Consider the following 24,039-nt stretch of genomic DNA (forward strand, 5'->3'; position numbering starts at 1 on the left):
GATGCATCAGACGAAGATGGTTGCAGGCATCCGTCTTCGTGTGTAGTGTGCACTGAGGTATGACGTCGACACAGGCGATCATGGACTAGTAGACGCGGTCCACCCCCAAAACCAAACGCGTAACGTCGTCGGCAGGGTCAGGTGTGCAAAAGAGACAGGCGTGGATGAGGGGTCAGAGCCCTTTCCTGCGGAAAGGGATCCGACCCCGGCCTGACAGCCTCGATCACCTCTCTGGAGAAAAGCCCCCTTTTGTTAAAGGGGGCGCGCCGACAGGTGTGGGGAATAGGAAGAATGCGTGGGCATCCCAGCCCGCCGACGGCGGGCTGGGATGCCGAATGCGCGGACCTGAATGTTGACGATTTGCGTATCGCCGACAGGCGATACACAAATCGTCAACATTCAGGTATAAGCTGTTCTCCCGATGGAGACAGACACTACACGCTTGGGTCTGATCGAAGCCGGAGCTCCGTTTTCTGCTCCGGGCGCCGAAGCATCGCCCAACGCCACGACGCTGCATCGCCCCGGTTCGGTCCGGCTGCTCTCGCTTGATGCCCACGGACGCGTACTGGACTGGATCACCTGGCAGGACGCGGCGTGCCTCTACGCCCGCGAAGCGGTGGCCTGGACGCTGGGCGATCCCTGCCTGCACATCCACGGCGGCACCAACCGCTTCAGCGGCCTGCAGAGCGGCATGGACCTGCACCCGATCATCGCCGCGCGCGGCCATGCCCGCTCCCGCGCGATCGACCCCACGCCGAACCTGACCAACCCGGCCCTGTTCGCCCGCGACGCCCACCTGTGCATGTACTGCGGCCAGCAGTTCAACCGGCCTACGCTCACCCGCGACCACGTCATGCCACTGTCCAAGGGCGGCCTGGACTGCTGGGAAAACGTGGTCACCGCCTGCTTCCACTGCAACTCGCGCAAGAGCGACCGCACCCCGCAGCAGGCAGGAATGCCGCTGCTGGCCGTGCCCTACCGGCCCAGCTGGATCGAGCATCTGATCCTGTCCAACCGCAACATCCTGGCCGACCAGATGGCCTTCCTGAAGGCGCAATTGCCCAAGCGTTCAAAACTGAGCACCTGAACGGCCGAAAATGCAACCCTCACCGTCCTGTCACGGGCGGCGGCGTTTGCTTGCCCCACCCCCGTTTGAGGGCGAAAATGGGCGTTCAGAAAAAGTGCGAACATGATGATCGACTCTGCCCGCTATCCCCGCCTCGCGCGCATCCAGACACCGGATGACCTGCGCACGTTCGACGAATCCGAGTTGACGGCGGTTGCCGACGAACTGCGCGCCTACCTCATCGAATCGGTGGGCAAGAGCGGTGGCCACTTCGCCGCCGGCCTGGGCGTGATCGAACTCACCGTGGCCCTGCACTACCTGTACCAGACTCCGGTCGATCAGCTGGTCTGGGACGTCGGTCACCAGACCTACCCGCACAAGATCCTGACCGGGCGCCGCGACGAGATCCACACCGTCAAGCAGAAGGACGGTGTCGCGCCGTTCCCGAAGCGCGAGGAGAGCGAATACGACACCTTCGGCGTCGGCCACTCCTCCACCTCGATCTCGGCGGCACTCGGCATGGCCATCGCCCGCCAGTCCGAAGGCGACGACCGCAAGGTCGTGGCGGTGATCGGTGACGGCGCGATGACTGCCGGCATGGCGTTTGAAGCGCTGATGCACGCCGGCGGCATGGAGCCGGAGCCGAACCTGCTGGTGATCCTCAACGACAACAACATGTCGATTTCCGAGGCGGTCGGCGGCCTGACCAAGATGCTCGGCCGTGCCACCGGCAGCCGCACGCTCAATGCACTGCGCGAAGGCGGCAAGAAGATCCTCGGCGACAAGAAGAACAACCCGGCGCGCTTCGTGAAGCGCTGGGAAGAACACTGGAAGGGCATGTTCGTGCCCTCCACCATGTTCGAGGAAATGGGCTTCCACTACACCGGCCCGATCGACGGCCACGACATGCCCGCCCTGCTGTCCACGCTGAAGACACTGCGCGCTTCCAAGGGCCCGAAGCTGCTGCACGTGATGACCACCAAGGGCAAGGGCTACGAGCCGGCCGAAGGCGACCAGATCGGTTACCACGCCGTCGGCCCGTTCGATCCGGACAAGGGCCTGGTGGCCAAGGCCGGTGCCAAGAAGCCGACCTATACCGATGTGTTCAGCGACTGGCTGTGCGATGCCGCCGCCGCCGAGCCACGCCTGTACGGCATCACCCCGGCGATGCGCGAAGGCTCCGGCCTGGTGCGCTTCAGCAAGGAATACCCGCAGCGCTATTTCGACGTGGCGATTGCCGAGCAGCATGCGGTCACCCTCGCCGCCGGCATGGCTACCCAAGGTGGCAAGCCGGTGGTGGCGATCTACTCGACCTTCCTGCAGCGCGCGTACGACCAGCTGGTACATGACGTGGCCATCCAGGACCTGGACGTGCTGTTCGCCATTGACCGCGCCGGCGTGGTCGGCCCGGACGGTGCGACCCATGCCGGCAACCTCGACCTGAGCTTCCTGCGCTGCGTGCCGAACCTGGTGGTGATGGCACCGTCCAACGAAGCCGAGTGCCGGCAGATGCTCAGCACCGGCCTGCAGCACCCGGGTCCGGCCGCCGTGCGCTACCCGCGTGGTACCGGCACCGGCGTGGCTGCCGGCACCGACCTATCCACCCTGCCGATCGGCAAGGGCGAGCTGCGCCTGCAGGGCAGTCGTATCGCCCTGCTCGCCTTCGGCAGCACCGTGGCCGCCGCCGAACAGGTTGGCCGCGAACTGGGCCTGAGCGTGGTCAACATGCGCTTCATCAAGCCGCTGGACCGCGAACTGGTGCTGGCTGTCGCCGCCCAGCACGAAGGCCTGGTGACGATCGAAGACAACGTGGTGGCCGGTGGCGCCGGCTCCGGCGTCGGTGAGCTGCTCAATGCCGAAGGCGTGCTGCGCCCGATCCTGCACCTGGGCCTGCCCGACAGTTACCAGCATCACGCCAGCCGTGAGGACCTTCTGGCCGAAGCCGGTATCGATGCCGCGGGCATCCGCGCAGCGGTACTCAAGCGCTGGCCGCAGCTGGCCGCCGGCACTCCCCCGCTCAGCGCGGCAGGCTGAGGCCGATCACCACTCCGTGGATCCACGCATGGCGTGGATCTACTGCGGAACAGGGGGCGATCCACGCCATGCGTGGAAGCAGACACAAAGTAGATCCACGCCATGCGTGGATAGCCGGCTCCGGAAACAGGCTCTGACCGGGAGCCCAGCCCTCAGCCGTAGCTGACCGCTTCCACGAACGCGCCGCTGGCTTCCACCCGCACCGCGGCGCGCTGCCCGGTGTCGACGAAGTGGAGGCGTGCAAGGGTTTCAGCGAAATCATAGGCCCGGGCACCATCGCGGAACTCAATCGGTTCCGGCCGGTCCGGGTGCAGCACGCGCCATTGGCGTTGCTCGCATTGCAGGCGGATCAACATGCAGCTCACTCCTTGAGGCAGCGTATCGACGGTGGCGGGACGGGCGTGCCGGTTACGGCAGACTTCATCGCGACGGATCAGGGGCACACAGGGGTGCCCTGATCGCAGAAGATACGACGTTCAAAATGTGAGCTGTATCAGATTATTCTGATTTTCGAGTGGCGCGCTCAATTCACCTGGAACTGCGCCCGGCAGCCGTCGCTGACCCAGATGCCACGGCGGTCCCAGCCCCAGGTCTGGCCTTCGATGCAGGCACTGCGCGAATCCTGGCGGACCAGACGCACTCCACGACGGATGCGGGCATCGCAGTACTCCTGGCGGTGGCCGTTGGAATGGCAGGTGATCACCTCACCCCCACCCCAGCCATTGCCGCCATTGCCCCAGCCGTTGCCATGGCCACCACCCCAGCCACCGCCACGGCGGTACTCGCCAACGAACTCAGCCCGGCAGCCCTGGGTCACCCAGACCCCATAGCGGGATTGCCCCCAGGTTTCACCCTCGACACACGGCGAACCCGACAACTGGCGGATCATCCGGGCACGGCCTTCCAGGCGGCATTCATTGCTGCGGTTCTTGATCGATTCGCAGCGTACGATGCCGCCGCCATCACGACCGCCATAGCGATCATCGTCATAACCGTAGCCATAGCTCTGCGCCTGCGCGCCGCCTGCGGCGGCCAGCATCGGCAGCAGCGTGCAGGCCAGGGTGCGCCAGGTGAGTGCCTTGCCCATCGGAATCTCCGGATGAATACGATGGCGCAAGCATCCGGGATTCGTGGCGCGGCGCACAGGGGGGCGCCCCACGGCGGTTTTTTCCCCATTCAAACAACTCAACCGTGGCTGACTGCGGCCCCGGCCGATGGCGTCAACCTCCGACGTGGAGTGCGTCCACGGAATTGCCGAGCGCCTCGACCCGTACCGTGCTGCGCTGGCCGGTACGGCGATGGTGCTCCAGGGCCCGCGCCGTGGCGACATCGAAGGCCTCGGCGCCCCGTGCATAACGGGTGGCGTCATGTGCCTGCGGATCCAGCACGGACCAGTGCCGGGCGTTGCATTGAACGGTAATGACCATTGGAAGACTCCTGCGGAATGAAGGCACGCCGGCAGCGGAAGGCCCTGAGTGCCGGTACACCATCAGGCTAGCGAGCGCCTCCGGGATGGCCCATCAGATTTGTACGAAAATGCCGCGCCACACTGTCAGACCGCGCCGCCCTCACATCCCTGAGGCCGTTTAGTGAATCCCTTTCGTGACCCTTGTCACGGAGTTGGCAGAGCTTCACACTACCGTCATCAACAGGGGCCCCTTCCACATGCGCACCTTCTTCTCGCAGCAGCGTTGGACGCTGCTGAAGTTCTATTTCGTGGCCAGCTATCTGGTGCTGATCGAGGAACTGATCCGCGCCGCCCTGCACTGAGCACTTGCTGCCGTTTTTCCTGCGGCCGACACTGTTGCTTTAGGCACGGAGCTTCGCCGATGAAATCCCTTCTTCTGATTCCCGCGCTGCTGGTCCTGGCCGCCTGTGCCAGCCCGGACAAGGCACCCACGCACGCCGAAGCGGCAGCCACGTCGCCGGCCACGCCGGTGGTCGGCGGTGATCGCGATGCGCATGGCTGCATCGGTTCGGCCGGCTATCAGTGGTGCGAACACAGCCAGCGTTGCGAGCGCCCGTGGGAACTGGCGCAGGCACAGGGCCTGGCCAATACCGCCGAGGCCATCGATGCCTACTGCGCAAAGCCGGCCAGCCCGGCGCGCAAGTGAGTCGCGCCCACCATGGCTGAGCTGAGTCCGCTACCCACCCTGGCTCCGGGCCGCTACCGCCACTTCAAGGGCGGCGAGTACGAAGTGCTCGACATCGTCCGCAGCAGCGAGACCCTGCAGCCGATGGTGCTGTACCGCGCGCTGTATGGCGAAGGTGGCCTGTGGGTACGCCCGTACGCCATGTTCGTCGAGCAGGTGCCCGGCGAGCACGGACCGCAACCGCGTTTCGCCCGCATCGACGCATGACGGTTCCGCTGCCGGCCCTGGCCGGCAGCGCGCGGTAACGCGGCGGGCCTGCGTTACAATCGTACCGTCCAGTCGGTTTCTTCCCGCCATGTCCGCATCCCCCTCCCGTTCGCGCCGCAAGGCGCCCGACAGCGTGCGCCAGTCACTGCTGCAGGCCACCATTGAAGTGATCGGTCGTAATGGCCTGGCCGCGCTGACCGTGCAGGACGTCGCGCAGGCCGCCGGTGTCAGCAAGGGTGCGCTGTTCCATCATTTCAGCAGCAAGCAGGTACTGGTGGATGAAGCCATCGGCGCACTCATCGGCGAGTTCGAAACGCGGGTACGTGCCCTGCTGCAGGAAAACCCCGAAGGCCATGGCCGTTTCAGCCGCGCCTATGTGCAGGCCAATTTCGAGCATCTGCTGCAGCAGGAACAGGACAACGACATCGGCCTGACCCTGGGCAACCTGATGGAACCGGCCCTGCTCGCGCATTGGCGTACCTGGAAGCGCGCGATGCTGGCCGAATTCGCCGGCGAAGCCAACGATCCCCGACTGTATGCGGCGCGCTGCGCTGCCGATGGCTACTGGGCCACGGCCTATGGACGTCCGCTGGACGAGGAAGAACGTGCCAACGCATTGGCCATGGCCGAACAGGCCCTGAAACTGTGCGACCCGCAGTGAGCTGGAGCGCTCGATGAATCCCTACCTCTACCTTGCCGCTGCCATCGTGCTGGAAGTGATTGCCACATCACTGCTGAAGGCGTCCGACGGCATGAGCCGGCTGGCGCCGACACTGGGCGCACTGGTTGGCTACGGGCTGTGCTTCTACCTGCTGTCGATGACCATGAAGTCGATCCCGACCGGCATCGCCTACGCAATCTGGTCCGGCGTCGGCATCGTGCTGATCTCGCTGATCGGGCTGGTGGTGTTCAAGCAGCGCCTGGATGCACCGGCGTTGATCGGCATCGGCCTGATCTGCGCCGGCGTACTGGTGATCAACCTGTTCTCGCGCAGCAGCGCGCACTGAGCACGCTGCTGCGCGATCAACGCTAGCTGACCTTCTTCGCTACGGTCATGCCGAGCAGGAACAGCACCACCGCGATGATGATGCCGGCCCAGAACAGGAACTTGGCGATGCCGACCGCGGCACCGGCAATACCGCCGAAGCCGAGCACGCCTGCGATCACACCGATGACGGCGAAGATGATGGCCCACTTGATCATGTCAAACCTTTCCCCGCGGGGACTGCGTACTGGATGATCAGGCTAGGCCGTGGCCGATGCGGCAATCGTGAACAGGCCGCGTGCGCGGCGTGAATCAGCGCGGACGGAAGCGCAGCAGCGCGACGGCAAACGCCAGGAACACGCTGCCCACCAACCGCTCGAACCAACGTCGCGCAAACGGCTTGGCCAACCAGCGGCGCAGGCCATGGCCACCGGCCGCATACATCACATACCAGAACAGTTCGCACGCGGCGAAGGTCGCCACCAGCACGCTGTACTGCAGCGCCTGGCCGCGTGACGGGTCGACGAACTGCGGCAGGAACGCCGCCGCGAACAGCAGCAGCTTGGGATTGCTCAGGCCCACCAGAAGACCGCCACGGAATACCTTCCACGCGCCCAGCGACGCCGCAGCCGGCAGCGCGGCATCGACTGTCACCGGTGGTGCCGGCCGGCAACTGTCACGCCATGCCTTCAGGCCCAACCAGGCCAGATAGGCCACGCCCAGATAACGCAGCACCTCGAACAGCATCGGCGAGGAATGCAGCAGCGCACTCAGGCCGGCTGCGGAGGCCGCCAGCACCAGCAGCATCGCCAGCAGGCAGCCGGCCATCGCCGGCACACTGCCGCGGAAACCGAGCCCGACGCTGCGGCCGAGGATATGCAGCATGTTCGGCCCCGGCGTGCCACACAGAACGAACACCGTGGCGAGGAACCACCACCAGGTATGCAGGGCCATAGCGCACATCCACTTCAGAAGACTCAACCAGCATAGAGCGCGCCTGCAACGCGCGGCACATACAGCACAGCGTGGATGTGGTGGTTACAGATCGCCGCCATCGGCAACCGGGCACCATCTGTGCTGCAATGACGGCTCCCCGGCATGGAGCTGCGCATGAAGACCCTTGGCCTGATCGGTGGCATGAGCTGGGAAAGCTCGGCCCAGTACTACCGGCTCATCAACGAGGACGTGCGGCAGCGCCTCGGTGGCGCACATTCGGCGCAGCTGCTGCTGTGGTCGGTCGACTTCGCCCCGATCAAGCAGCTGCAGCACGACGGCGACTGGGATGCACTGGGCGACCACATGGTTGAGGCCGCACGACGCCTGCAGGCCGGTGGTGCCGATCTGCTGCTGGTCTGCACCAACACCATGCACACACTGGTCGACCGCATCGAGGCGGCCTGCCCACTGCCGCTGCTGCATATCGCCGACCCCACCGCCCAGGCCATCGTGCAGGCAGGCGCACGCAAGGTGGGCCTGCTCGGCACCGCCTTCACCATGGAGCAGGACTTCTACCGCGGCCGGCTGCAGGATCGCTTCGGGCTGGAGGTACTGGTACCCGAAGCCGATGATCGTCGCAGCGTGCACGACATCATCTACCAGGAACTGATCGCCGGTGTGGTCAGCGAGCACTCACGACAGGTTTACGCCGGCGTGATCGCGCGCCTGGTGGCGCGCGGCGCCGAGGCCATCATCCTCGGCTGTACCGAGATCATGCTGCTGGTACGGCCGGAGGACAGCGCAGTGCCGCTGTTCGATACCACTGCACTGCATGCGCGGGCCGCCGTGGACGCGGCGCTGGCGTGAATCAATGCGCGCCGGAACGCGGAATCAATCCGCGCCCTGCACTTCCAGCGCGGTGATCAGCCACTCGACCACCGCCTGTGAATCGCACAGGAAGAAGATGGCATCGCCGGAGCGCGCTTCGGTAAGCAGGCGATAGACCGTGATCGCCACCGCCGACTGGTTGGCGATGAACACTTCCGGGCTGCGCGGCCCTTCGCTGTGCCCGGCCACGGCATGCAATGCCTTGCGCGCAGCCACGGTGGCAGCCGGGTCCGCGCTGCGGGTCAGTTCCGGCCCGCGCAGACCCCAGGCAATGAACACATGCTTGCCCTTGAACGTAGTGTCCAGGACCCGCACCTCGGCGCCACCTGCGTCGGCCGAGCGATGAATGACGGTACTGCTGATCAACGCAACCCCCTGTGGTCGTCGTGGTCCGCGCATCCTCCTCCACGCGCCGGCCGCATGCCAGTGACAACAGCCACAGGCTGTGCCGACCGGCGTGGGAGACATGTAAGAGGGTGTAAACCGATGCGATCGGATGTGCAGCGATGATACGGGATGTAAGCCTCTGCATGGGCCCGCGCGTACTACTAAACCGCCACTGAGCCATCTCCGGAACGAAGCGTTCCGGCAGCCTCGGACTGGGCCATTCTTGCCGCCCGCCCCAACCCGAGCCTGCACATGACCCATCGCCTGCTGCTGACGATCACCGGCACCTCCCTTGCCCTGCTGCTGGCCGCCACCACCGTGGCCGCCCAGGACTACGACACCGATCACATTCCGGCGCTGCGCTGCGAATCGCAGTTCAACAAGACCGCGCAATGCCCGATCGAAGGCCCCATGCACCTGGCCAGGCAGCTGTCGGTGACCCGTTGCGTGGAAGACCAGAACTGGGGCCAGAGCCGGCGCATGCTGTGGGTGACCGACGGCTGCCGCGCCGAGTTCGTCGCCGACGAACATGGCCGCTGGCCGGGGCATGGCCGTGGTCGCGGCCGTGATCGCGACAACGAGGGTGAACGCCTGGTCTGCGAGTCCTACGAGAACAAGGACAAGGAGTGCCGCGTTCGCGTGCGCCATGAGGTACGGCTGGTCAAGCAGAAATCGGTGACGACCTGCATCGAGGACCGCAACTGGGGCTGGGACCGCCGTGGCGTGTGGGTCAGCGACGGCTGCCGGGCCGAGTTCCGGGTGTATTGACTGCCGAGCACGCGCTGGCTGCGCCGGGTGCGACTGCGCCTGCGGCAGAGCCGATAGACTGGGCCCTCCTGTCAGGAGTCCGACCATGCCCGCTGCGACCGCACTGCGCGTCCGCGACGCGACGCCAACCGATGCCCCTGCGCTGATCGCACTCGACAGCGTCGCGGCAAGCGACCCTCGACGGGCAGATCAGATTGGCGAATGGTTGGCGAAGGGCAACGTGCAGATTGCCGAGGGCAGCGGCGAAGTCGTCGGCTACATGGTCATCCATCACCACTTCTTCGGCGAAGCCTTCGTCGAAATGCTGATGGTGGCGCGCGAAAAGCGCAGCCAGGGTATCGGTGCCACCCTGCTGCGCCATGCCATCGCGCTGCAGGGGCAAGGCAGGCTGTTCACTTCGACCAATGCCTCCAATACCGGCATGCAGCGCCTGCTGGCCACCTCGGGCTTCATCGACAGCGGCATCGTGCATGGCCTGGACGAAGGCGATCCGGAGCTGATCTACCGCTTTGCCGGCAGCTGATCGAGATACGTGGCCACCTTGGCGTCCAGCAGGTCCATCAACACCGGATCCATGCAGCGGTAGTCGTCGGGGATGTCCAGGCAATGCAGGCGCTTGTGTTCCAGCAGCCGCGCGTACACGGCCTGCAGTCGATGCTGGTGCTTGGCCTCCATCACGAAGATGACATCGGCCCAGCGGATGTCCGCCGGGTCGATGGGGCGTCGCGCATGCGGGCTGGTGCCGGCCGACCGTGCAGTGAAGCCGGGCCGCCGTCGCCACATGGCTTCGGCGGTCGGGCTGCGCAGCTGGTTGCGGCTGCAGACGAACAGCAGGTTGATCATTCCTGTTCCTGCAGTTGGCGGGCACTGAGGACCGGATAGGTGAAACCCAGCTGGCGTGCGCGCGCGAGCTTGGCATCGCGCGTATACAGCAGCTTCCAGTTCTTCTCGGGCTTGTAGCTGTAGGCGGTCGTGGCACGGTCGCCACCGCGGTTACGTGCCTGGCTGCGACGCCAGCCACGGTTTCTTGCAGATTCCATGATGTGTTCTCGTGAGTACCGGGTTCAGCAGCCGCGGTAATACGAGGTGCGCGCAGCATACACCGCACGCACAAAAAAGCCCACGCATTGCTGCGCAGGCTTCTTGATTCATCACAGTGGTCGGGACGGCCGGATTCGAACCGACGACCCTCTGCCCCCCAGGCAGATGCGCTACCAGGCTGCGCTACGCCCCGACTGATGCTGCGATGTGCCCGCCAGTGCGGCGGGCCGTGAAGTATAGCGGATTACGATGGAAATGGGATCAGCGGCGCAACAACTGCAGCACTTCTTCCAGCTCCATGCGCACCTGCTTGATGATCTGGTTGCTCAGCGCCGATTCCTCGCGGGCATCGGGACCGTCCAGACGCAGGCGTGCACCACCGATGGTGTAGCCCTGTTCGTACAGCAGGCTGCGGATCTGCCGCACCATCAGCACGTCATGGCGCTGGTAGTAGCGGCGGTTGCCTCTGCGCTTGGCCGGCTCAAGGCTGGGAAACTCGGTTTCCCAGTAGCGCAGGACGTGCGGCTTGACGTCGCACAGCTCGCTGACTTCACCGATGGTGAAGTAGCGCTTGGCCGGGATCGGCGGTAGTTCGCGGTTACTGCCCGGATCCAGCATAAGCTTCCACCCTCTCCTTGAGCTTCTGGCCCGGACGGAAGGTGACCACCGTACGGGCGGAAATCGGAATTTCCTCGCCGGTCTTGGGGTTGCGACCCGGGCGCTGGTTCTTGCGCCGCAGATCGAAATTACCGAAGCCCGACAGCTTCACCTGACGTCCCTGTTCCAATGCTTCACGCAGCACATCGAAAAACGCGTCGACGAATTCCTTGGCTTCCCGCTTGTTCAGACCGACTTCGTCGAACAGCTTTTCCGCCATCTCCGCCTTGGTCAATGCCATTGCCTGCTACCCCCAAGTGCTGCCCGCTCAGCCGCGGATCCGGGCGTGGTGTTCACGCTCGATGGCAGTGACCGCCTCGGCCACCACCGCATCCACGTCGCGGTCCGTCAGAGTGCGCGACTTGTCCTGCAAAATCAAGCCCATAGCGAGACTCTTGAATCCCGGCTCGACGCCCTGGCCGACATAGCGGTCGAACAGGTTCAGGTCGCGCAGCAGCGGGCCGGCGGCCTGGCGGACGGTGGCCGCCAGATCGGCCCAGGCCACCTGTTCAGGCACCAGGAACGCCAGGTCACGACGCACCGCCGGGAAGCGCGACAGCTCACCGGCACGCGGCAGGCGACGGGCGGTCAGCGGCTCCAGGTCCAGCTCGAAGGCGTAGACGTCGGCTTCAATGTCCATCGCCCTGGTCAGGCGCGGGTGGATCTGGCCGATCCAGCCGATCGACACGCCATCGCGGAACACCTCGGCCGAACGCGCCGGGTGGCCGTAGGCGCGGGCCGACGGACGGAACTCCAGCTGCGCGCCACTGGCGGCCGCCAGCGATTCCAGATCGCCCTTCAGGTCATGGAAATCGACCTTGCGGGTCGGCAGGCCCCACTGCACCGCCTGCGCATCGCCGCACACCGCAGCGGCCACGCGCGGGGTTTCCAGCGGTGCCGGCCGGCTTTCGCCGGGCGACGCGTCTCCGGCCTGCTGGGCGAACACGCGGCCGAGCTCGAACAGGCGCACGCGGCCCAACTGGCGGGCCGCGTTGCGGCCCAGCGTGGCGACCAGGCCCGGCAGCAGCGACGGGCGCATCACCGCCAGTTCGGCCGACAGTGGGTTGGCCAGCGGCACCAGGCCGTCGCGCAGCTGCCACTGGCTCAGCAGCGCGTCGTCGACGAAGGCGAAATTGACGGTTTCCTGCTGGTCACGGGCGATCAGCTGGCGGCGCACGCTCAGTGCATCCAGCTGCGTCTCGCTCGGCATCGCCACGCGCGAGGCACCGCCCGGCAGCGTGGTCGGGATCTGCTCGTAACCGTGGATACGGGCCAGTTCCTCGATCAGGTCCTCTTCGATGGCGATGTCGAAGCGCCGGCTCGGCGCGACCACCTGCCAGCCGTCGGTGGTGGCGACCACGTCCATGCCCAGCGCGCGCAGGATGCGCTCGACTTCAGCATCGTCGATGGTAATGCCGAGCACGCGGGTGATGCGGGCGCGGCGCAGCACGATGGTTGCCGACTGCGGCAGATCGGCTTCACGCACGGCCTCGGTGACCGGCGCCGGGGTACCGCCGGCCAGGTCCAGCACCAGGCGGGTGGCGTACTCGATGGCGGTGCGCGGCAGCGCCGGATCGACACCGCGCTCGAAGCGGTGGCCGGCATCGGTGTGCAGGCCCAGCTTGCGGCCACGGCCCATGATCGCGGCCGGCGCAAAGTGCGCGGCTTCCAGGAACACGGCGGTGGTGGCGTCGGTGACACGGGTGTCGAAGCCGCCCATCAGGCCGGCCAGGCCGACCGCACGATCGGCGTCGGTGATCACCAGGAAGCTGTCGTCCAGCGCAGCATCGCGGCCGTCCAGCAGCTTCAGCGTCTCGCCCGCGCGCGAACGGCGCACGGCGATGCTGCCCTGCAGGGTGCCGAGATCGTAGGCGTGCATCGGCTGGCCCAGTTCCAGCATCACGTACTGGGTGATGTCGACCAGCAGCGAGACCGGACGCACACCGCTGCGGCGCAGGCGCTCGGCCATCCACAGCGGGGTCTTGGCAGCGGCGTTGACGCCTTCGATGACGCGGCCCAGGTAACGCGGCGCTTCAGCGCCAGCGTCGAGCTGGATGGCCAGCTCACGGCTGCCGACGGCCGCAATGGCGTCGGCCGCGAAGTCCAGCACTTCGCTGCGGGTGGCGGCGGCGACGTCGTAGGCGATGCCGCGCAGGCTGAAGCAGTCGGCGCGGTTCGGGGTCAGCTTGATCTCGATGCTGGCGTCCGGCAGGCCCAGGTACTCGACCAGGGTCTGGCCGACCGGAGCGTCGTCCGGCAGTTCCAGCAGGCCGGAAGCATCGTTGTCCAGGCCCAGCTCCTTGGCCGAGCACAGCATGCCGTTGGACTCGACGCCGCGCAGCTTGGCCGGCTTGATTTTCAGCTCGCCGATCTGCGCACCGACCATCGCCAGCGGCGCGACCAGGCCCGGGCGCGCGTTCGGCGCACCGCAGACGATCTGCAGCAGCTCGCCCTGCCCGGCATCGACCCTGCACACCTGCAGGCGGTCGGCTTCCGGATGGCGCACGGCTTCAACGATGCGTGCCACGACCACGTGATCGAGGCCTTCGCCCAGCGCGGTCACTTCTTCCACTTCCAGGCCGATGGCGGTCAGCACCGCGCTCAGTTCATCGCGCGAGGCGGAGGTCGGGACGTGGCTGCGCAGCCAGTTTTCGGAGAATTTCATGGTGTCACCCTGGTGGGCCCGGCGCATGCGCCTGGGCCTGCGAATTTAGAAGCAGTCGAGCAAGCTCGACGCTACGGACTGGCGCTTACGCGAACTGTTTCAGGAACCGCACGTCGTTCTCGAAGAACGCGCGCAGGTCGTTGACGCCGTAGCGCAGCATCGCAAAACGCTCCACGCCCATGCCGAAGGCGAAGCCGGTGTAGCGCTCCGGATCGATGCCGACGTTGCGCAGCACGTTCGGATGGACCATGCCGCAACCGAGCACTTCCAGCCAGCGGGTGCTGCCATCGGGCTGCTGCCAGGCGATGTCCACTTCCGCACCCGGTTCAACGAACGGGAAGTAGCTGGGACGGAAACGCATCTCGAAGTCGCGCTCGAAGAACGCGCGCACGAACTCGGCCAGCGTGCCCTTCAGGTCGGCGAAGGTCGAATGCTCGTCCACCAGCAGACCTTCGACCTGATGGAACATCGGCGAATGGGTCTGGTCGCTGTCGCTGCGGTACACCTTGCCGGCGGCGATCATGCGCAGCGGCGGCGCGTGGTCGCCCATGTAGCGCACCTGCACACCGGAGGTATGCGTGCGCAGCAGGCGGCCGTCACCGAAGTAGAAGGTGTCGTGCATGGCGCGCGCCGGGTGGTGCGGCGGGAAGTTCAGCGCCTCGAAGTTGTGCCAGTCATCCTCGATCTCCGGCCCTTCCGACAGCTCATAGCCCAGCCGGCCGAAGATGCCGGTGATGCGCTCCAGGGTGCGGGTGATCGGATGCAGGCCGGCACGGTCGCCATTGCGGCCCGGCAGGGTGATGTCGATGGATTCGGCGGCCAGGCGCGCATCGAGTGCCGCGTCTTCCAGCAGCGCCTTGCGCTCGCCCAGCGCGCGGGTCAGCGCGTCGCGGGCCTGGTTGATCGCTTCACCGGCGGCCTTGCGCTCGTCGGCCGGCAGGGCGCCGAGCTGCTTGAGCTGCGAGGTGATGCTGCCACTCTTGCCAAGCAGGGCCACGCGCAGCTGTTCCAGCACGTCGGGGCTCTGTGCGGCGGCCACATCGGCCAGCGCCTGGGTGGTGAGGGATTGGATGTCGCTCATGGGGGGCCGGAACTCCAGTCGATCTGCCATCGCGATGCGCGAAGGGCCGACCCCTGTCGCCACCGCCGTCCCCGCGCTGCCGCTGTGGCCTCGCCGGGACCCAAAAAAGAATGGGGAAGGACTTGCGCCCTTCCCCATGCATTGCCTTGACCTGACACCGTCCGAGTGAACGGTTACGGCATCGGGAAGGACTTATGCCGCCAGCGCGCCCTTGGCCTTTTCGGCCAGCGCGGTAAAGCCCGCTGCGTCGTGCACGGCGATGTCAGCCAGGACCTTGCGATCCAGGGTGATGCCGGCCTTCAGCAGACCGTTCATGAAGCGGCTGTAGCTCAGGCCGTTGATGCGGGCAGCCGCATTGATACGGGTGATCCACAGCGAACGGAAGTTGCGCTTCTTCTGCTTACGGCCGATGTAGGCGTACTGCTGAGCCTTGATGACCGCCTGCTTGGCGACGCGGAAGACCTTGCGACGGGCGTTGTAATAGCCCTTGGCGAGATCCAGAATTTTCTTGTGGCGGCGACGCGCCTGTACGCCACGCTTAACTCGTGCCATTTTTCAGTTCCTCAGAGGTAAGGGAGCATGCGGTCCAGACGGCCTGCGTCTTCTGCACGGACATGGCCCGTCTGACGCAGATTACGCTTACGCTTGGTCGCTTTCTTCGTGAGGATGTGGCTACGGTTGGCGTGGCCGCACTTGTACTTGCCCGAGGCGGTCTTGCGGAAACGCTTGGCCGCTGCCCGGTTGGTCTTGATCTTGGGCATTGCAATGTCCTTGATGGGATATGACCCTGGTTTCTGACTGATCTGGCGGCGGCCTGGGCCGCTCTTTCCGTCCTGCCATGATCGGCGTACGACCCGTCCTGGGTGGGTCGAGCCGGGCATGATACAGGCAAAACCGCCCTGCCACCAGCCCCTGCAACCCTTTCGCCGGCAATTCACCGGCTTCCAGCAAAAGCAAAGGGACGCCACTGGCGCCCCTTTGCCCTGAACCATTCAGCCAGGCGCCCCGGAAGGCGGCCCGTCAGGCCTCAGGTCTTCTTCTTCGGCGCGATCATCATGACCATCTGACGCCCTTCCAGGCGCGGACGGGATTCAATGACGATGTCCTCGCCCAGATCGGTCTCGATCCGGTTGGCCATTTCGCGACCCAGTTCCTGGTGGCTCATTTCACGGCCACGGAAACGGATGTTGACCTTGATCTTGTCGCCTTCTTCGAGGAACCCGCGCATCTTGCGCAGCTTGATCTGGTAGTCGCCCTCGTCCGTGACCGGACGGAACTTCACTTCCTTGATCTCGACCTGCTTGGTCTTCTTCTTGGCCTCGCTGGCCTTCTTCTGCGCTTCGAACTTGAACTTGCCGAAGTCCATGATCTTGCAGACCGGCGGATCGGCCTGCGGCTGGATTTCGACCAGGTCCAGGCCTTCATCTTCGGCCATGGACAGCGCTTCGTCGCGCGACAACACGCCGATCATTTCTCCGTCACTGCCGATCACGCGGACGCGCGGCACACGGATTTCCTGATTCTTGCGGTTCTGTTTGTTGTCAGGGGTGCTGATATTACGTTCTCCCAAGGGTATCGAACCGGTCCGGGTGCCTGTGCGCCCGGACCGGACCTTTGCTTACGCGCCCTCGGCGTGGAGCCGCTCGATGAAGGCCTGCAGGCTCATGCTGCCCAGGTCTTCGCCAGAACGCGTACGCACCGCCACAGCCCCATTTTCCTTCTCGCGGTCACCAATGACCAGCAGGTAGGGCACGCGCTGCAACGTATGCTCGCGGATTTTATAGCCGATCTTCTCGTTACGCAAATCCGAGCTGACGCGGAAGCCTTGCTCCGCAAGGGTTTTGGTCACGCCCGAGACGTAGTCGGCCTGGGCGTCGGTGATGTTGGCCACCACCACCTGGGTCGGCGCCAGCCAGGCCGGGAACTGGCCGGCATGGTGCTCGATCAGGATGCCCAGGAAGCGCTCCATCGAGCCAACAATGGCGCGGTGCAGCATGACCGGGTGCTTCTTCTGGCTGTTCTCGTCCACGTACTCGGCGCCCAGACGGCCCGGCATCATGAAGTCGACCTGCATCGTGCCCAGCTGCCAGGTACGGCCGATGGCGTCCTTCAGGTGGTACTCGATCTTCGGGCCGTAGAAGGCGCCCTCGCCCGGCAGCTCCTGCCATTCCACCCCATTGCTGGACAGTGCCGAGCGCAGCGCGCCCTCGGCCTTGTCCCAGGTGGCGTCATCGCCCAGGCGCGATTCCGGACGCAGCGCGATCTTGACCTGGATCTCATCGAAGCCGAAGTGCTGGTAGACCGCCAGCGCCTGCTGGTGGAATGCGGTCACTTCCGCCTCGACCTGGTTTTCCGTGCAGAACACGTGGCCGTCGTCCTGGGTGAAACCACGCACGCGCAGGATGCCGTGCAGCGCGCCGGACGGCTCGTTGCGATGGCAGGCACCGAACTCACCATAGCGGATCGGCAGGTCGCGGTAGCTGTGCAGGCCCTGGTTGAACACCTGCACGTGGCCCGGGCAGTTCATCGGCTTGAGCGCGTAGGTGCGCTTCTCCGATTCGGTGAAGAACATCGCGTCCTGGTAGTTGTCCCAGTGGCCGGACTTCTGCCACAGGCTCACGTCCAGGATCTGCGGGCAGCGCACTTCGCCGTAGCCGGTCTTGCGGTACACCTTGCGCATGTACTGCTCGACCACCTGCCACAGCGCCCAGCCCTTCGGGTGCCAGAACACCAGGCCCGGCGCTTCTTCCTGCAGGTGGAACAGGTCCTGCTGCTTGCCGATGCGACGGTGGTCGCGCATTTCAGCTTCTTCGATGCGCTTGATGTACGCCTCGAGCTGCTTCTTGTCGGCCCAGGCGGTGCCGTAGATGCGCTGCAACTGCTCGTTCTGCGCGTCGCCGCGCCAGTAGGCGCCGGAGATGCGGGTCAGCTTGAAGGCCTTCAGGAAGCGCGTGTTCGGCACGTGCGGGCCGCGGCACATGTCCACGTATTCCTGGTGGTAGTACATGCCCATCGCCTGGATGTCGTCGGACATGTCCTCGATCAGGCGCAGCTTGTAGTCCTCGCCGCGGGACTTGAAGATCTCGATCACTTCGGCGCGCGGCGTCACCTTCTTGATGACGTCGTAGTCCTGGGCGATCAGTTCACCCATGCGCTTCTCGATCGCGGCCATGTCGTCCGGGGTGAACGGGCGCTCGGAGTAGATGTCGTAGTAGAAGCCCTCGGCGATCACCGGGCCGATCACCATCTTCACGTCCGGGTACAGCTGCTTGACGGCGTGGCCGACCAGGTGGGCGCAGGAGTGGCGGATGATTTCCACGCCCTCCTCGTCCTTGGCGGTGATGATGCGCAGGCTGGCATCGTGGTCGATGACGTCGCTGGCATCGACCAGCACGCCATCCACGGCACCGGCGATGGTGGCCTTGGCCAGGCCGGCGCCGATCGACTGGGCGACGTCCATGACGCTGACGGGGTTTTCGAATTCGCGGCGGCTGCCGTCGGGAAGAGTAATGTTGATCATCGCAGTGGCTTCGTGCGGGGCCCGCGGGGCGGGCTGGAAAGCGTTCCCGGGGCGGCGCCCGGGCAATAAAAAAGCGCCGCGAGGGCGCCTGGAACACAGGGCCTTCGGGGGCAGGTCAACAGTGGGCGGTCGTAGTGCTCATGTCACACGCTCGGCCGGCGCTGGGCGCGGGCCACCTTGTTCCAGTCAGGGTTCTACGGTGATCTTAAACCAGCGCACGGGAAAGCCCAAGGCCTACCGTACGGTCCGCTGAATGGGTCTCGCTGGCGGCGTGAAATTGCAATGATTACCATGTCGCCGCAGGCTGCCCCGTGCCAGCCTGCCCGCTTTCCCCCAGGACCCTGTGATGCGCCACCCGCTCCGACCGGCTCCCGCCGGCCCCGCCCGTGCCCCGCGTTCGCCGGCCCGCTGCCACGCTGGCCGCCCGCGATGATCACCGTCGGCCTTTCCACGCTCGGCTTCTGCAGCCTGGGCATGCTGGCAGCGATGTTCTCGGCGCTGGCCTTCTATGCCGCCTCGCCGCACTGCCGCTGGCCGCGCCTGCGCCGCGCCGGCCGCCTTGGCCGCCAGATCGGCCTGGTCGCCGCTGCCGCCGCGCTGTGGCTGTGGATGGCCGAGCTCGGCTTTGCCGCAGGCCTGGTGGCGATGCTGTGCACCTGGATGCTGGCGGCGATGCTGCTACCGGCGCTGGCCGCCTGGCACCGCCCTGGCACGGAGTCGCCCTGATGTGGCCGCGTGCCCTTGCCGGCATCATCGCCGGCTTCCTCCTCGCCACAGCCGCCACCGGCCTGCTGGCGTGGCTGCCGCCCGGTCCGTGGCAGCGGGCGCTGGTGCCGACCCTGATCGCCTTCATCCCGCTGTGGATGCTGGCCGCCCTGTGGGCGTTCAGTTTCCGCAGCGCGCTGCGCGCCTGGCTGGTGCTGGCCGGCAGCGCCGCCGCCGGCTTCGCCGTGCTCGGGCTGCTGCGCCTGACCGGCGCGGTGCAATGAGACCTCTCCCATGAAGTTCAGTTCGCAGACGCTGCGCACGTTCACCACCCTGCACACCTGGGTCGGCCTGGTCGCCGGCTTCGGCCTGTTCGTGGCCTTCTACGCGGGTGCGCTGACCCTGTTCCATCACGACCTGCCGCTGTGGCAGACCCCGGGCGCAGCCACCGCACTGCCGGCGGGCCTGGACGACGCGCAGTACCTGCTGGAAGACGTACTGGCGACACACCCGGAAGCCCGCCGCCACATCGGCATGACCTTCCCCGGCGCCGAACATCCGCAGCCACTTGCGTACTGGCAGGCCGGTGATGGCAGCTGGCGCTATGCCTGGCCCGGCCAGATCGCCGGCAGCCCCACACCGCCACAGACCGGACTGGCCGAACTGGTCAACGAGCTGCATTACAGCCTCGGCCTGCCGGTGGCCGGCATCTACGTGATGGGCATCGTCAGCCTGCTGTATGGCATGGCGCTGCTGAGCGGCCTGGTGATCCACCTGCCGAAGCTGTTCGGCGATCTGTTCGCGCTGCGTCCGGGCCGCAACCTGAAGCAGCTGTGGCAGGACGCGCACAACGTGATCGGCGTGCTCAGCCTGCCCTTCCACCTGATGTTCGCGGTGACCGGCGCCCTGCTCTGCCTGGTGTTCGTGCAGATGGCCCTGCTCAACCCGTTGATCTACGACGGCAAGGCGCTGCAGGCGGTGCCGACGGCGATGGACACCGCGCCCGTGCGCGACGCCAGTGGCATTCCGGCACCGCCGGGCAGCCTGCGCGTGCTGCATGCTCGCGCGCTTGAAGTCGCCCGCGCACAGGGCGTGGCCAACTTCGAGCCGGCCTACCTGAAGCTGGCCAATGCCGGCGATGCCAATGCCACCATCGAGATCACCGGCGAATCCACCGGCACGCTCGGCCCGCTTGGCGCGGTGGCGCTGGACGTCGCCACAGGCAACGTTCTGGCCTCGCAGCTGCCGGGCCAGCGCGACGCCAACCACGCCACGCTCAGCGCCGCCTACGCGCTGCACTTCGGCGAATTCGGCAACGGCGTGGTGGTCTGGCTGTACTTCCTGCTCGGCCTCGGCGGTGCCTTCCTGTTCTACTCCGGCAACCTGTTGTGGATCGAGTCGCGGCGCAAGCGCCGCCAGCCGCAGCAGCCGCGTGCCGGTGTGAACATGGCGCGGGCCACGGTCGGCGTGTGCATCGGCCTGTGCGTGGCGATCTCGGTCGCCTTCGTCACCGCACTCGTGCTGGAGCGGCTGGCACCGTCGGCGGTCGACCACGGCATTCGCTGGGCCTGCTTCGGCAGCTGGGCGGCCTGTGCGCTGTGGGCCGCGCTGCGACGCCCGGCGCAGGCGGCACGTGAACTGCTGTGGGCGGCGGCGATCAGCACCGCGCTGGTGCCGATCCTGCACGGCGCACTCAATGGTGACTGGCTGTGGCGTGCTGCCGCGCGTGGCCACTGGCCGCTGTTCTGGGTCGATGCCATCGCGCTGGCCATGGCCTTCGGCTTCGCCCGCCTGGCCGTGGCCAGTCAACGCCGCGCCCGCAACGGCGATCCCAACAGCGTCTGGGCCAACTGAACCTTCGCCGGGCATGGCCCCGGCGCTACCTACCGTTGCGCGCAACGCCCCTGTAGCGTCGAGCTTGCTCGACAGCTGTTGATTTCGCGCCAATGTAGAGTCGAGCTTGCTCGACTGGTGTTGATTTCGCGCCAAGCCCCCGTCGAGCAAGCTCGACGCTACCCAAGCAGGATCATGCCTCGCCGGGGTAACGACTCACTTCGATCAGGTTGCCATCCGGGTCGCGGAAGTACACCGATTCGATCGGCCCCAGCGCGCCGGTGCGTGCAACCGGCCCCTCCTCCACCGCAACGGACTGCGCCTGCAGGTGGGCCAGCACATCGACTGTGGCCGTACGCGTGACCAGACACAGGTCGGCACTGCCCGGCGTGGGTCGCAACGCATGCGGCTGCAGCGGGGCACTGGCCGGATGCAGATTGATCTTCTGCTGGCCGAACTGCAGCGCGGTACGGCCCGCGCCGAAGCGCACAACCTGCATGCCGAGCACGCGCTGGTAGAAGTCGCAGCTGCGGTCGATGTCAGCGACGGTGAGGACCAGGTGGTCCAGTCGTTCGAGGTGGATCATGCCCGCAGCGTAACGCTGCGGGCGTGGACGTGCTGTGCGAGGTCGGGCCGATGGCATTGCAGCATTGCGCCGGACATTGCCTGATGCAGCTCAATCGCCGATGCGCGCCTTCTGCCAGGGGCCCAGCATGGCGTTGAGCAGGCTGGCCTGTTCGTCGTCGCCGGTCAGCTCCCACATGAACACCCCGGCCAGGCCCTGCTCACGGGCGAACTGCGCACGCAGGCCGATCGAGCGCGGGTCTTCGTAGCTGATGAAGATCTTCTGCCCGGCGTTGTACAGCCACGGGCTCTGCGCCTGCGGCTGCCAGTGTTTCGTCCAACCTGGCTGGTCGAGATAGCGCGCTTTGATCACCCGCCAGTCGCCGGCATCAGCCGGCGCACTGTAGGACTGGTACAGGCCATCCGGGGCATCGCCGGTGACCTTGAAGCCGCGCCCGTAGAACGGCACGCCCAGCACCAGCTTGTCGGCCGGCACACCGTGCTCGCGGTAGTACTGCACCGCGCCGGCCACGTTGTTCCAGCGCCGTAACTCCGGCGCCAGCGGATCGGCCGGCACTTCATGCAGCGGCGCATTGAAGGTCGACACCGCCGAGAAACCGGTGCCCATGTCGTAGCTCATCAGGTTGATGAAATCGAACACCTTGGCCAGTGCCGGCAGGTCATAGCTCACTGCTGGATCGTAGGGGCCATCGGTCTGCAGGCGACCGGCGGCCAGCGCGGCGGTCAGCAGCATCGGTTGTCGCTCCTTGCGCCCGTGCGCGTCGAGTGCCACGCGGAACGCCTGTGCGAGCCTGGTCAGATTGGCGCGATCCTGCGGGCGGTGCGCCAGCTCCTTCGGTCCGCCACTGACCGGGAACTCCCAGTCAATGTCCACGCCGTCGAAGCTGCCGGCATGGCGGTTGAAGAACAGCGCCATGCACGAGTCGACCAGGCGCTTGCGGCTGGCCTCGGTCAGCGCTGCATCGGAGAATCCACCTGCGCCCCATCCGCCAATTGAGATCAGCGTGCGCAGATGCGGGTGCGCCTTCTTCAGCTCAGCCAGCGCAGCGAAATGCTTCGGCGCTTCGGCACCGATCGTGCAGCGCCCGTCCTCGATGGTGGAGAACGCGTAGAACAGGTGGGTGAGGCGCTCGGCCGGAATGCTCGACACCGGGTAGCGCTCGGCCGAGCCACCGGGGTAGTAGGCACCGAAGATCGGTGGCTGCGCGGGCGCCGCATGCACGGCAATGGGCAAGGCACCGGCAATCAGCACGGCAAGGACAGCCACGGTCTGGCGGAACATGGGATCTCCCGGTTCGAAGGCGCAGCCACGTTAGCAAACGGATGGGGCTGTGGGACGGTTGTCGCGGCATGTCGTCCAGTGGACAGGCGCGCCGCATCCCATGACGACATCGGGGCAGACATGCGATTGCCGTCATGCACTGCAGCAGGACACACACCGACGCCGGTCTCCCATGCATCGGCTAAGGTAGCCGCGGACCTCCAACCGCGCATGGACATGAGCACCGACCACAACGACATTGACGACGGCGACCTGCTGGACGACGAAATCCTCGACGAACACCAGGCACTGGAGGCACGCGCCTACGCCGTCTTCCGCGAGGGCGACCTGCAGCAGGCAGTGGCGCTGTTCGGCGAGCTGATCGCACTCGCTCCGGAAGTGCCGTATCTGCATTACATGCGCGGATTGGCGCACAAATACCTGCGCGACTGGACTGCCTCGCTGCGGGACAACCTGCAATCGGGACAGCTACGCGGCGAGTTCGATGAAGCCACCGCGTGGAATGCCGGTATCGCCGCCACCGGCGCCGGTGACTGGGCCGAAGCGCGCCGCCAATGGGCCCGCTGTGGCATCACCCTGCCCGAGGGCGAAGGTCCGATCGAGGGCAACTTCGGCGTGGCCTGTGTGCGCTTGGCACCGTGGTCCGATGCCGAAGTGGTGTATATGAGCCGCATTGATCCGGTGCGTGCACGCATCGACAACGTACCGCTGCCCGAAAGCGGCTTCCGCTTCGGCGACATCGTGCTGCACGACGGCGCATCAACCGGCCATCGCACCTACGGGGAGCGCCAGGTGCCGGTGTTCAACGCGATGCAGCGCCTGCAGGCATCGGACATGACGACCTTCACCGTGTTCGTGCAGTGTGATTCGGCCGATGACATCGCTGCCCTGGAGGCCATCACGCTGCCAGGCATCGGCATGGTCGAGGACTGGACGGCCACCGTGCGCCGGCTGTGCCGCCGCTGCAGCTACGGCACGCCGCACCAGCATGGTGAGGAGGCGCCAGATGAAGACCAATGGAGACGCGAACGTGACCTCGGCGTGGCCGCACAGGGCCGGGCTGCGGTGGAAAAGCTCATGGCGGTGTGGGTCGCTGCAGCCCCCGGCCGGGTGCTGGAGGCCATCGAACAGCGCGAGCACCCGATGAGCGCCCCGGAGCCAGGCCAGGTCTGGTGGCTGGGGGAGGACGAAGAGGCCGAGTAGGGTCGAGCACCGGGCCTTGTGGCACAAGGCCTTCAGAATTCTT

Annotated in this window: 31 protein-coding genes and 1 tRNA gene; 13 read left to right on the plus strand and 19 right to left on the minus strand. The window is 66.2% G+C overall.

Annotation, left to right across the window (positions count from 1 at the left end; all coding sequences use genetic code 11):
* Window positions 1–421 precede the first annotated feature (421 nt).
* Together EKL94_RS12480 and dxs are read left to right on the plus strand one after the other, a co-directional pair.
* Window positions 422–1,087 carry an HNH endonuclease gene (locus EKL94_RS12480; RefSeq protein WP_019336875.1) on the plus strand — a complete coding sequence of 222 codons (666 nt, stop codon included), beginning with the start codon at window positions 422–424 and terminating at the stop codon, window positions 1,085–1,087.
* Between the two features lie 105 nt (window positions 1,088–1,192).
* Window positions 1,193–3,100 carry a 1-deoxy-D-xylulose-5-phosphate synthase gene (gene dxs / locus EKL94_RS12485; protein ID WP_126929379.1) on the plus strand — a complete coding sequence of 636 codons (1,908 nt, stop codon included), beginning with the start codon at window positions 1,193–1,195 and terminating at the stop codon, window positions 3,098–3,100.
* Window positions 3,101–3,252: 152 nt separating this feature from the next.
* Here the strand turns inward: dxs and EKL94_RS12490 are convergent, their stop codons facing one another.
* From EKL94_RS12490 to EKL94_RS12500, 3 genes are all read right to left on the minus strand, one after another.
* Window positions 3,253–3,456, minus strand: coding sequence for a hypothetical protein (locus EKL94_RS12490; protein WP_005417823.1), 204 nt, complete (start codon window positions 3,454–3,456; stop codon window positions 3,253–3,255).
* Window positions 3,457–3,623: 167 nt separating this feature from the next.
* On the minus strand, window positions 3,624–4,187 hold the full coding sequence (locus tag EKL94_RS12495; protein WP_010486507.1) for a DUF3011 domain-containing protein: 564 nt from the start codon (window positions 4,185–4,187) through the stop codon (window positions 3,624–3,626).
* Between the two features lie 133 nt (window positions 4,188–4,320).
* Entirely contained in the window at window positions 4,321–4,527 is a 207-nt protein-coding gene (locus EKL94_RS12500; RefSeq protein WP_126929353.1) for a hypothetical protein, read from the minus strand.
* A 402-nt stretch (window positions 4,528–4,929) separates the two neighbouring features.
* Between EKL94_RS12500 and EKL94_RS12505 the strand changes: the two genes are divergently transcribed.
* The 4 genes from EKL94_RS12505 to EKL94_RS12520 all read left to right on the plus strand — a co-directional run bounded on the left by EKL94_RS12505 (window position 4,930) and on the right by EKL94_RS12520 (window position 6,467).
* Complete coding sequence (locus EKL94_RS12505) at window positions 4,930–5,214, plus strand: hypothetical protein (RefSeq protein WP_049445791.1); 285 nt, start codon at window positions 4,930–4,932, stop codon at window positions 5,212–5,214.
* Window positions 5,215–5,226: 12 nt separating this feature from the next.
* On the plus strand, window positions 5,227–5,460 hold the full coding sequence (locus EKL94_RS12510; protein ID WP_019660549.1) for a DUF1653 domain-containing protein: 234 nt from the start codon (window positions 5,227–5,229) through the stop codon (window positions 5,458–5,460).
* A gap of 88 nt (window positions 5,461–5,548) precedes the next feature.
* The gene (locus tag EKL94_RS12515) at window positions 5,549–6,121 is read left to right on the plus strand and encodes a TetR/AcrR family transcriptional regulator (RefSeq protein ID WP_126929354.1); all 573 of its coding nucleotides are present in this window, start codon (window positions 5,549–5,551) and stop codon (window positions 6,119–6,121) included.
* A 13-nt stretch (window positions 6,122–6,134) separates the two neighbouring features.
* Window positions 6,135–6,467, plus strand: coding sequence for an SMR family transporter (locus EKL94_RS12520; protein WP_005410423.1), 333 nt, complete (start codon window positions 6,135–6,137; stop codon window positions 6,465–6,467).
* 22 nt (window positions 6,468–6,489) lie between these two features.
* Here the strand turns inward: EKL94_RS12520 and EKL94_RS12525 are convergent, their stop codons facing one another.
* Window positions 6,490–6,663, minus strand: coding sequence for a DUF1328 domain-containing protein (locus tag EKL94_RS12525; RefSeq protein ID WP_005410424.1), 174 nt, complete (start codon window positions 6,661–6,663; stop codon window positions 6,490–6,492).
* A gap of 94 nt (window positions 6,664–6,757) precedes the next feature.
* Window positions 6,758–7,399: a LysE family translocator gene (locus EKL94_RS12530; RefSeq protein WP_126929355.1), complete on the minus strand. Its 642-nt coding sequence runs from the start codon at window positions 7,397–7,399 to the stop codon at window positions 6,758–6,760.
* 156 nt (window positions 7,400–7,555) lie between these two features.
* On the opposite strand from EKL94_RS12530, the gene EKL94_RS12535 reads away from it, so the two are divergent.
* A complete protein-coding gene (locus EKL94_RS12535; RefSeq protein ID WP_126929356.1) occupies window positions 7,556–8,248 on the plus strand; it encodes an aspartate/glutamate racemase family protein in 693 nt (230 codons plus the stop codon).
* Between the two features lie 24 nt (window positions 8,249–8,272).
* Here the strand turns inward: EKL94_RS12535 and EKL94_RS12540 are convergent, their stop codons facing one another.
* Complete coding sequence (locus EKL94_RS12540) at window positions 8,273–8,668, minus strand: hypothetical protein (protein WP_012511691.1); 396 nt, start codon at window positions 8,666–8,668, stop codon at window positions 8,273–8,275.
* Between the two features lie 240 nt (window positions 8,669–8,908).
* Here EKL94_RS12540 and EKL94_RS12545 point away from each other — a divergent pair, with 240 nt between their 5' ends.
* Together EKL94_RS12545 and EKL94_RS12550 are read left to right on the plus strand one after the other, a co-directional pair.
* Window positions 8,909–9,424 (plus strand): DUF3011 domain-containing protein, encoded by a 516-nt coding sequence (locus EKL94_RS12545; RefSeq protein WP_126929357.1) that lies wholly within the window; start codon window positions 8,909–8,911, stop codon window positions 9,422–9,424.
* An 85-nt stretch (window positions 9,425–9,509) separates the two neighbouring features.
* Window positions 9,510–9,947 carry a GNAT family N-acetyltransferase gene (locus tag EKL94_RS12550; protein WP_126929358.1) on the plus strand — a complete coding sequence of 146 codons (438 nt, stop codon included), beginning with the start codon at window positions 9,510–9,512 and terminating at the stop codon, window positions 9,945–9,947.
* Here the strand turns inward: EKL94_RS12550 and EKL94_RS12555 are convergent.
* From EKL94_RS12555 to thrS, 11 genes are all read right to left on the minus strand, one after another.
* Window positions 9,926–10,267 carry a low molecular weight protein tyrosine phosphatase family protein gene (locus EKL94_RS12555; RefSeq protein WP_185830024.1) on the minus strand — a complete coding sequence of 114 codons (342 nt, stop codon included), beginning with the start codon at window positions 10,265–10,267 and terminating at the stop codon, window positions 9,926–9,928. The genes EKL94_RS12550 and EKL94_RS12555 overlap by 22 nt on opposite strands.
* A complete protein-coding gene (locus EKL94_RS22420) occupies window positions 10,264–10,464 on the minus strand; it encodes a hypothetical protein (RefSeq protein WP_185830025.1) in 201 nt (66 codons plus the stop codon). Before EKL94_RS22420 ends, EKL94_RS12555 begins: the two co-directional genes overlap by 4 nt.
* Window positions 10,465–10,581: 117 nt before the next feature.
* Window positions 10,582–10,658: transfer RNA gene (locus EKL94_RS12560), tRNA-Pro, on the minus strand.
* 68 nt (window positions 10,659–10,726) lie between these two features.
* Entirely contained in the window at window positions 10,727–11,083 is a 357-nt protein-coding gene (locus EKL94_RS12565; protein ID WP_005410431.1) for a MerR family transcriptional regulator, read from the minus strand.
* Window positions 11,064–11,363 (minus strand): integration host factor subunit alpha, encoded by a 300-nt coding sequence (locus EKL94_RS12570; RefSeq protein ID WP_005410432.1) that lies wholly within the window; start codon window positions 11,361–11,363, stop codon window positions 11,064–11,066. The genes EKL94_RS12565 and EKL94_RS12570 overlap by 20 nt, the downstream gene beginning before the upstream one ends.
* A gap of 27 nt (window positions 11,364–11,390) precedes the next feature.
* Window positions 11,391–13,787, minus strand: a complete 2,397-nt coding sequence (pheT, locus tag EKL94_RS12575; RefSeq protein ID WP_126929359.1) for a phenylalanine--tRNA ligase subunit beta — start codon at window positions 13,785–13,787, stop codon at window positions 11,391–11,393.
* Window positions 13,788–13,872: 85 nt separating this feature from the next.
* Window positions 13,873–14,868 (minus strand): phenylalanine--tRNA ligase subunit alpha, encoded by a 996-nt coding sequence (locus tag EKL94_RS12580; protein ID WP_126929360.1) that lies wholly within the window; start codon window positions 14,866–14,868, stop codon window positions 13,873–13,875.
* Between the two features lie 192 nt (window positions 14,869–15,060).
* The gene (gene rplT, locus EKL94_RS12585) at window positions 15,061–15,420 is read right to left on the minus strand and encodes a 50S ribosomal protein L20 (protein ID WP_006380762.1); all 360 of its coding nucleotides are present in this window, start codon (window positions 15,418–15,420) and stop codon (window positions 15,061–15,063) included.
* Window positions 15,421–15,431: 11 nt separating this feature from the next.
* A complete protein-coding gene (gene rpmI / locus EKL94_RS12590; RefSeq protein ID WP_005410436.1) occupies window positions 15,432–15,629 on the minus strand; it encodes a 50S ribosomal protein L35 in 198 nt (65 codons plus the stop codon).
* Between the two features lie 266 nt (window positions 15,630–15,895).
* The gene (gene infC, locus EKL94_RS12595; protein WP_079222586.1) at window positions 15,896–16,438 is read right to left on the minus strand and encodes a translation initiation factor IF-3; all 543 of its coding nucleotides are present in this window, start codon (window positions 16,436–16,438) and stop codon (window positions 15,896–15,898) included.
* Window positions 16,439–16,486: 48 nt separating this feature from the next.
* A complete protein-coding gene (thrS, locus tag EKL94_RS12600; RefSeq protein WP_126929361.1) occupies window positions 16,487–18,388 on the minus strand; it encodes a threonine--tRNA ligase in 1,902 nt (633 codons plus the stop codon).
* A 429-nt stretch (window positions 18,389–18,817) separates the two neighbouring features.
* Between thrS and EKL94_RS12605 the strand changes: the two genes are divergently transcribed.
* Genes EKL94_RS12605 through EKL94_RS12615 form a run of 3 tightly spaced genes read left to right on the plus strand, consistent with a single transcriptional unit; the run spans window position 18,818 to window position 20,947 of the window.
* Window positions 18,818–19,114 carry a hypothetical protein gene (locus EKL94_RS12605; RefSeq protein WP_005410439.1) on the plus strand — a complete coding sequence of 99 codons (297 nt, stop codon included), beginning with the start codon at window positions 18,818–18,820 and terminating at the stop codon, window positions 19,112–19,114.
* Window positions 19,114–19,377 (plus strand): hypothetical protein, encoded by a 264-nt coding sequence (locus EKL94_RS12610; protein ID WP_126929362.1) that lies wholly within the window; start codon window positions 19,114–19,116, stop codon window positions 19,375–19,377. The genes EKL94_RS12605 and EKL94_RS12610 overlap by 1 nt, the downstream gene beginning before the upstream one ends.
* A gap of 10 nt (window positions 19,378–19,387) precedes the next feature.
* A complete protein-coding gene (locus EKL94_RS12615; protein WP_126929363.1) occupies window positions 19,388–20,947 on the plus strand; it encodes a PepSY-associated TM helix domain-containing protein in 1,560 nt (519 codons plus the stop codon).
* A 172-nt stretch (window positions 20,948–21,119) separates the two neighbouring features.
* Here EKL94_RS12615 and EKL94_RS12620 read toward each other — a convergent pair whose 3' ends face one another.
* Together EKL94_RS12620 and EKL94_RS12625 are read right to left on the minus strand one after the other, a co-directional pair.
* A complete protein-coding gene (locus tag EKL94_RS12620; protein ID WP_126929364.1) occupies window positions 21,120–21,512 on the minus strand; it encodes a VOC family protein in 393 nt (130 codons plus the stop codon).
* Between the two features lie 90 nt (window positions 21,513–21,602).
* Window positions 21,603–22,793: a glycoside hydrolase family 18 protein gene (locus tag EKL94_RS12625; protein ID WP_126929365.1), complete on the minus strand. Its 1,191-nt coding sequence runs from the start codon at window positions 22,791–22,793 to the stop codon at window positions 21,603–21,605.
* Between the two features lie 216 nt (window positions 22,794–23,009).
* Between EKL94_RS12625 and EKL94_RS12630 the strand changes: the two genes are divergently transcribed.
* The gene (locus EKL94_RS12630; RefSeq protein WP_260473424.1) at window positions 23,010–23,996 is read left to right on the plus strand and encodes a tetratricopeptide repeat protein; all 987 of its coding nucleotides are present in this window, start codon (window positions 23,010–23,012) and stop codon (window positions 23,994–23,996) included.
* Window positions 23,997–24,039: the final 43 nt, after the last annotated feature.

Origin of the sequence: Stenotrophomonas maltophilia (genome assembly GCF_003970865.1) — a bacterium.
In the GTDB taxonomy this organism is placed as follows: Bacteria; Pseudomonadota; Gammaproteobacteria; order Xanthomonadales; family Xanthomonadaceae; genus Stenotrophomonas; species Stenotrophomonas maltophilia_AR.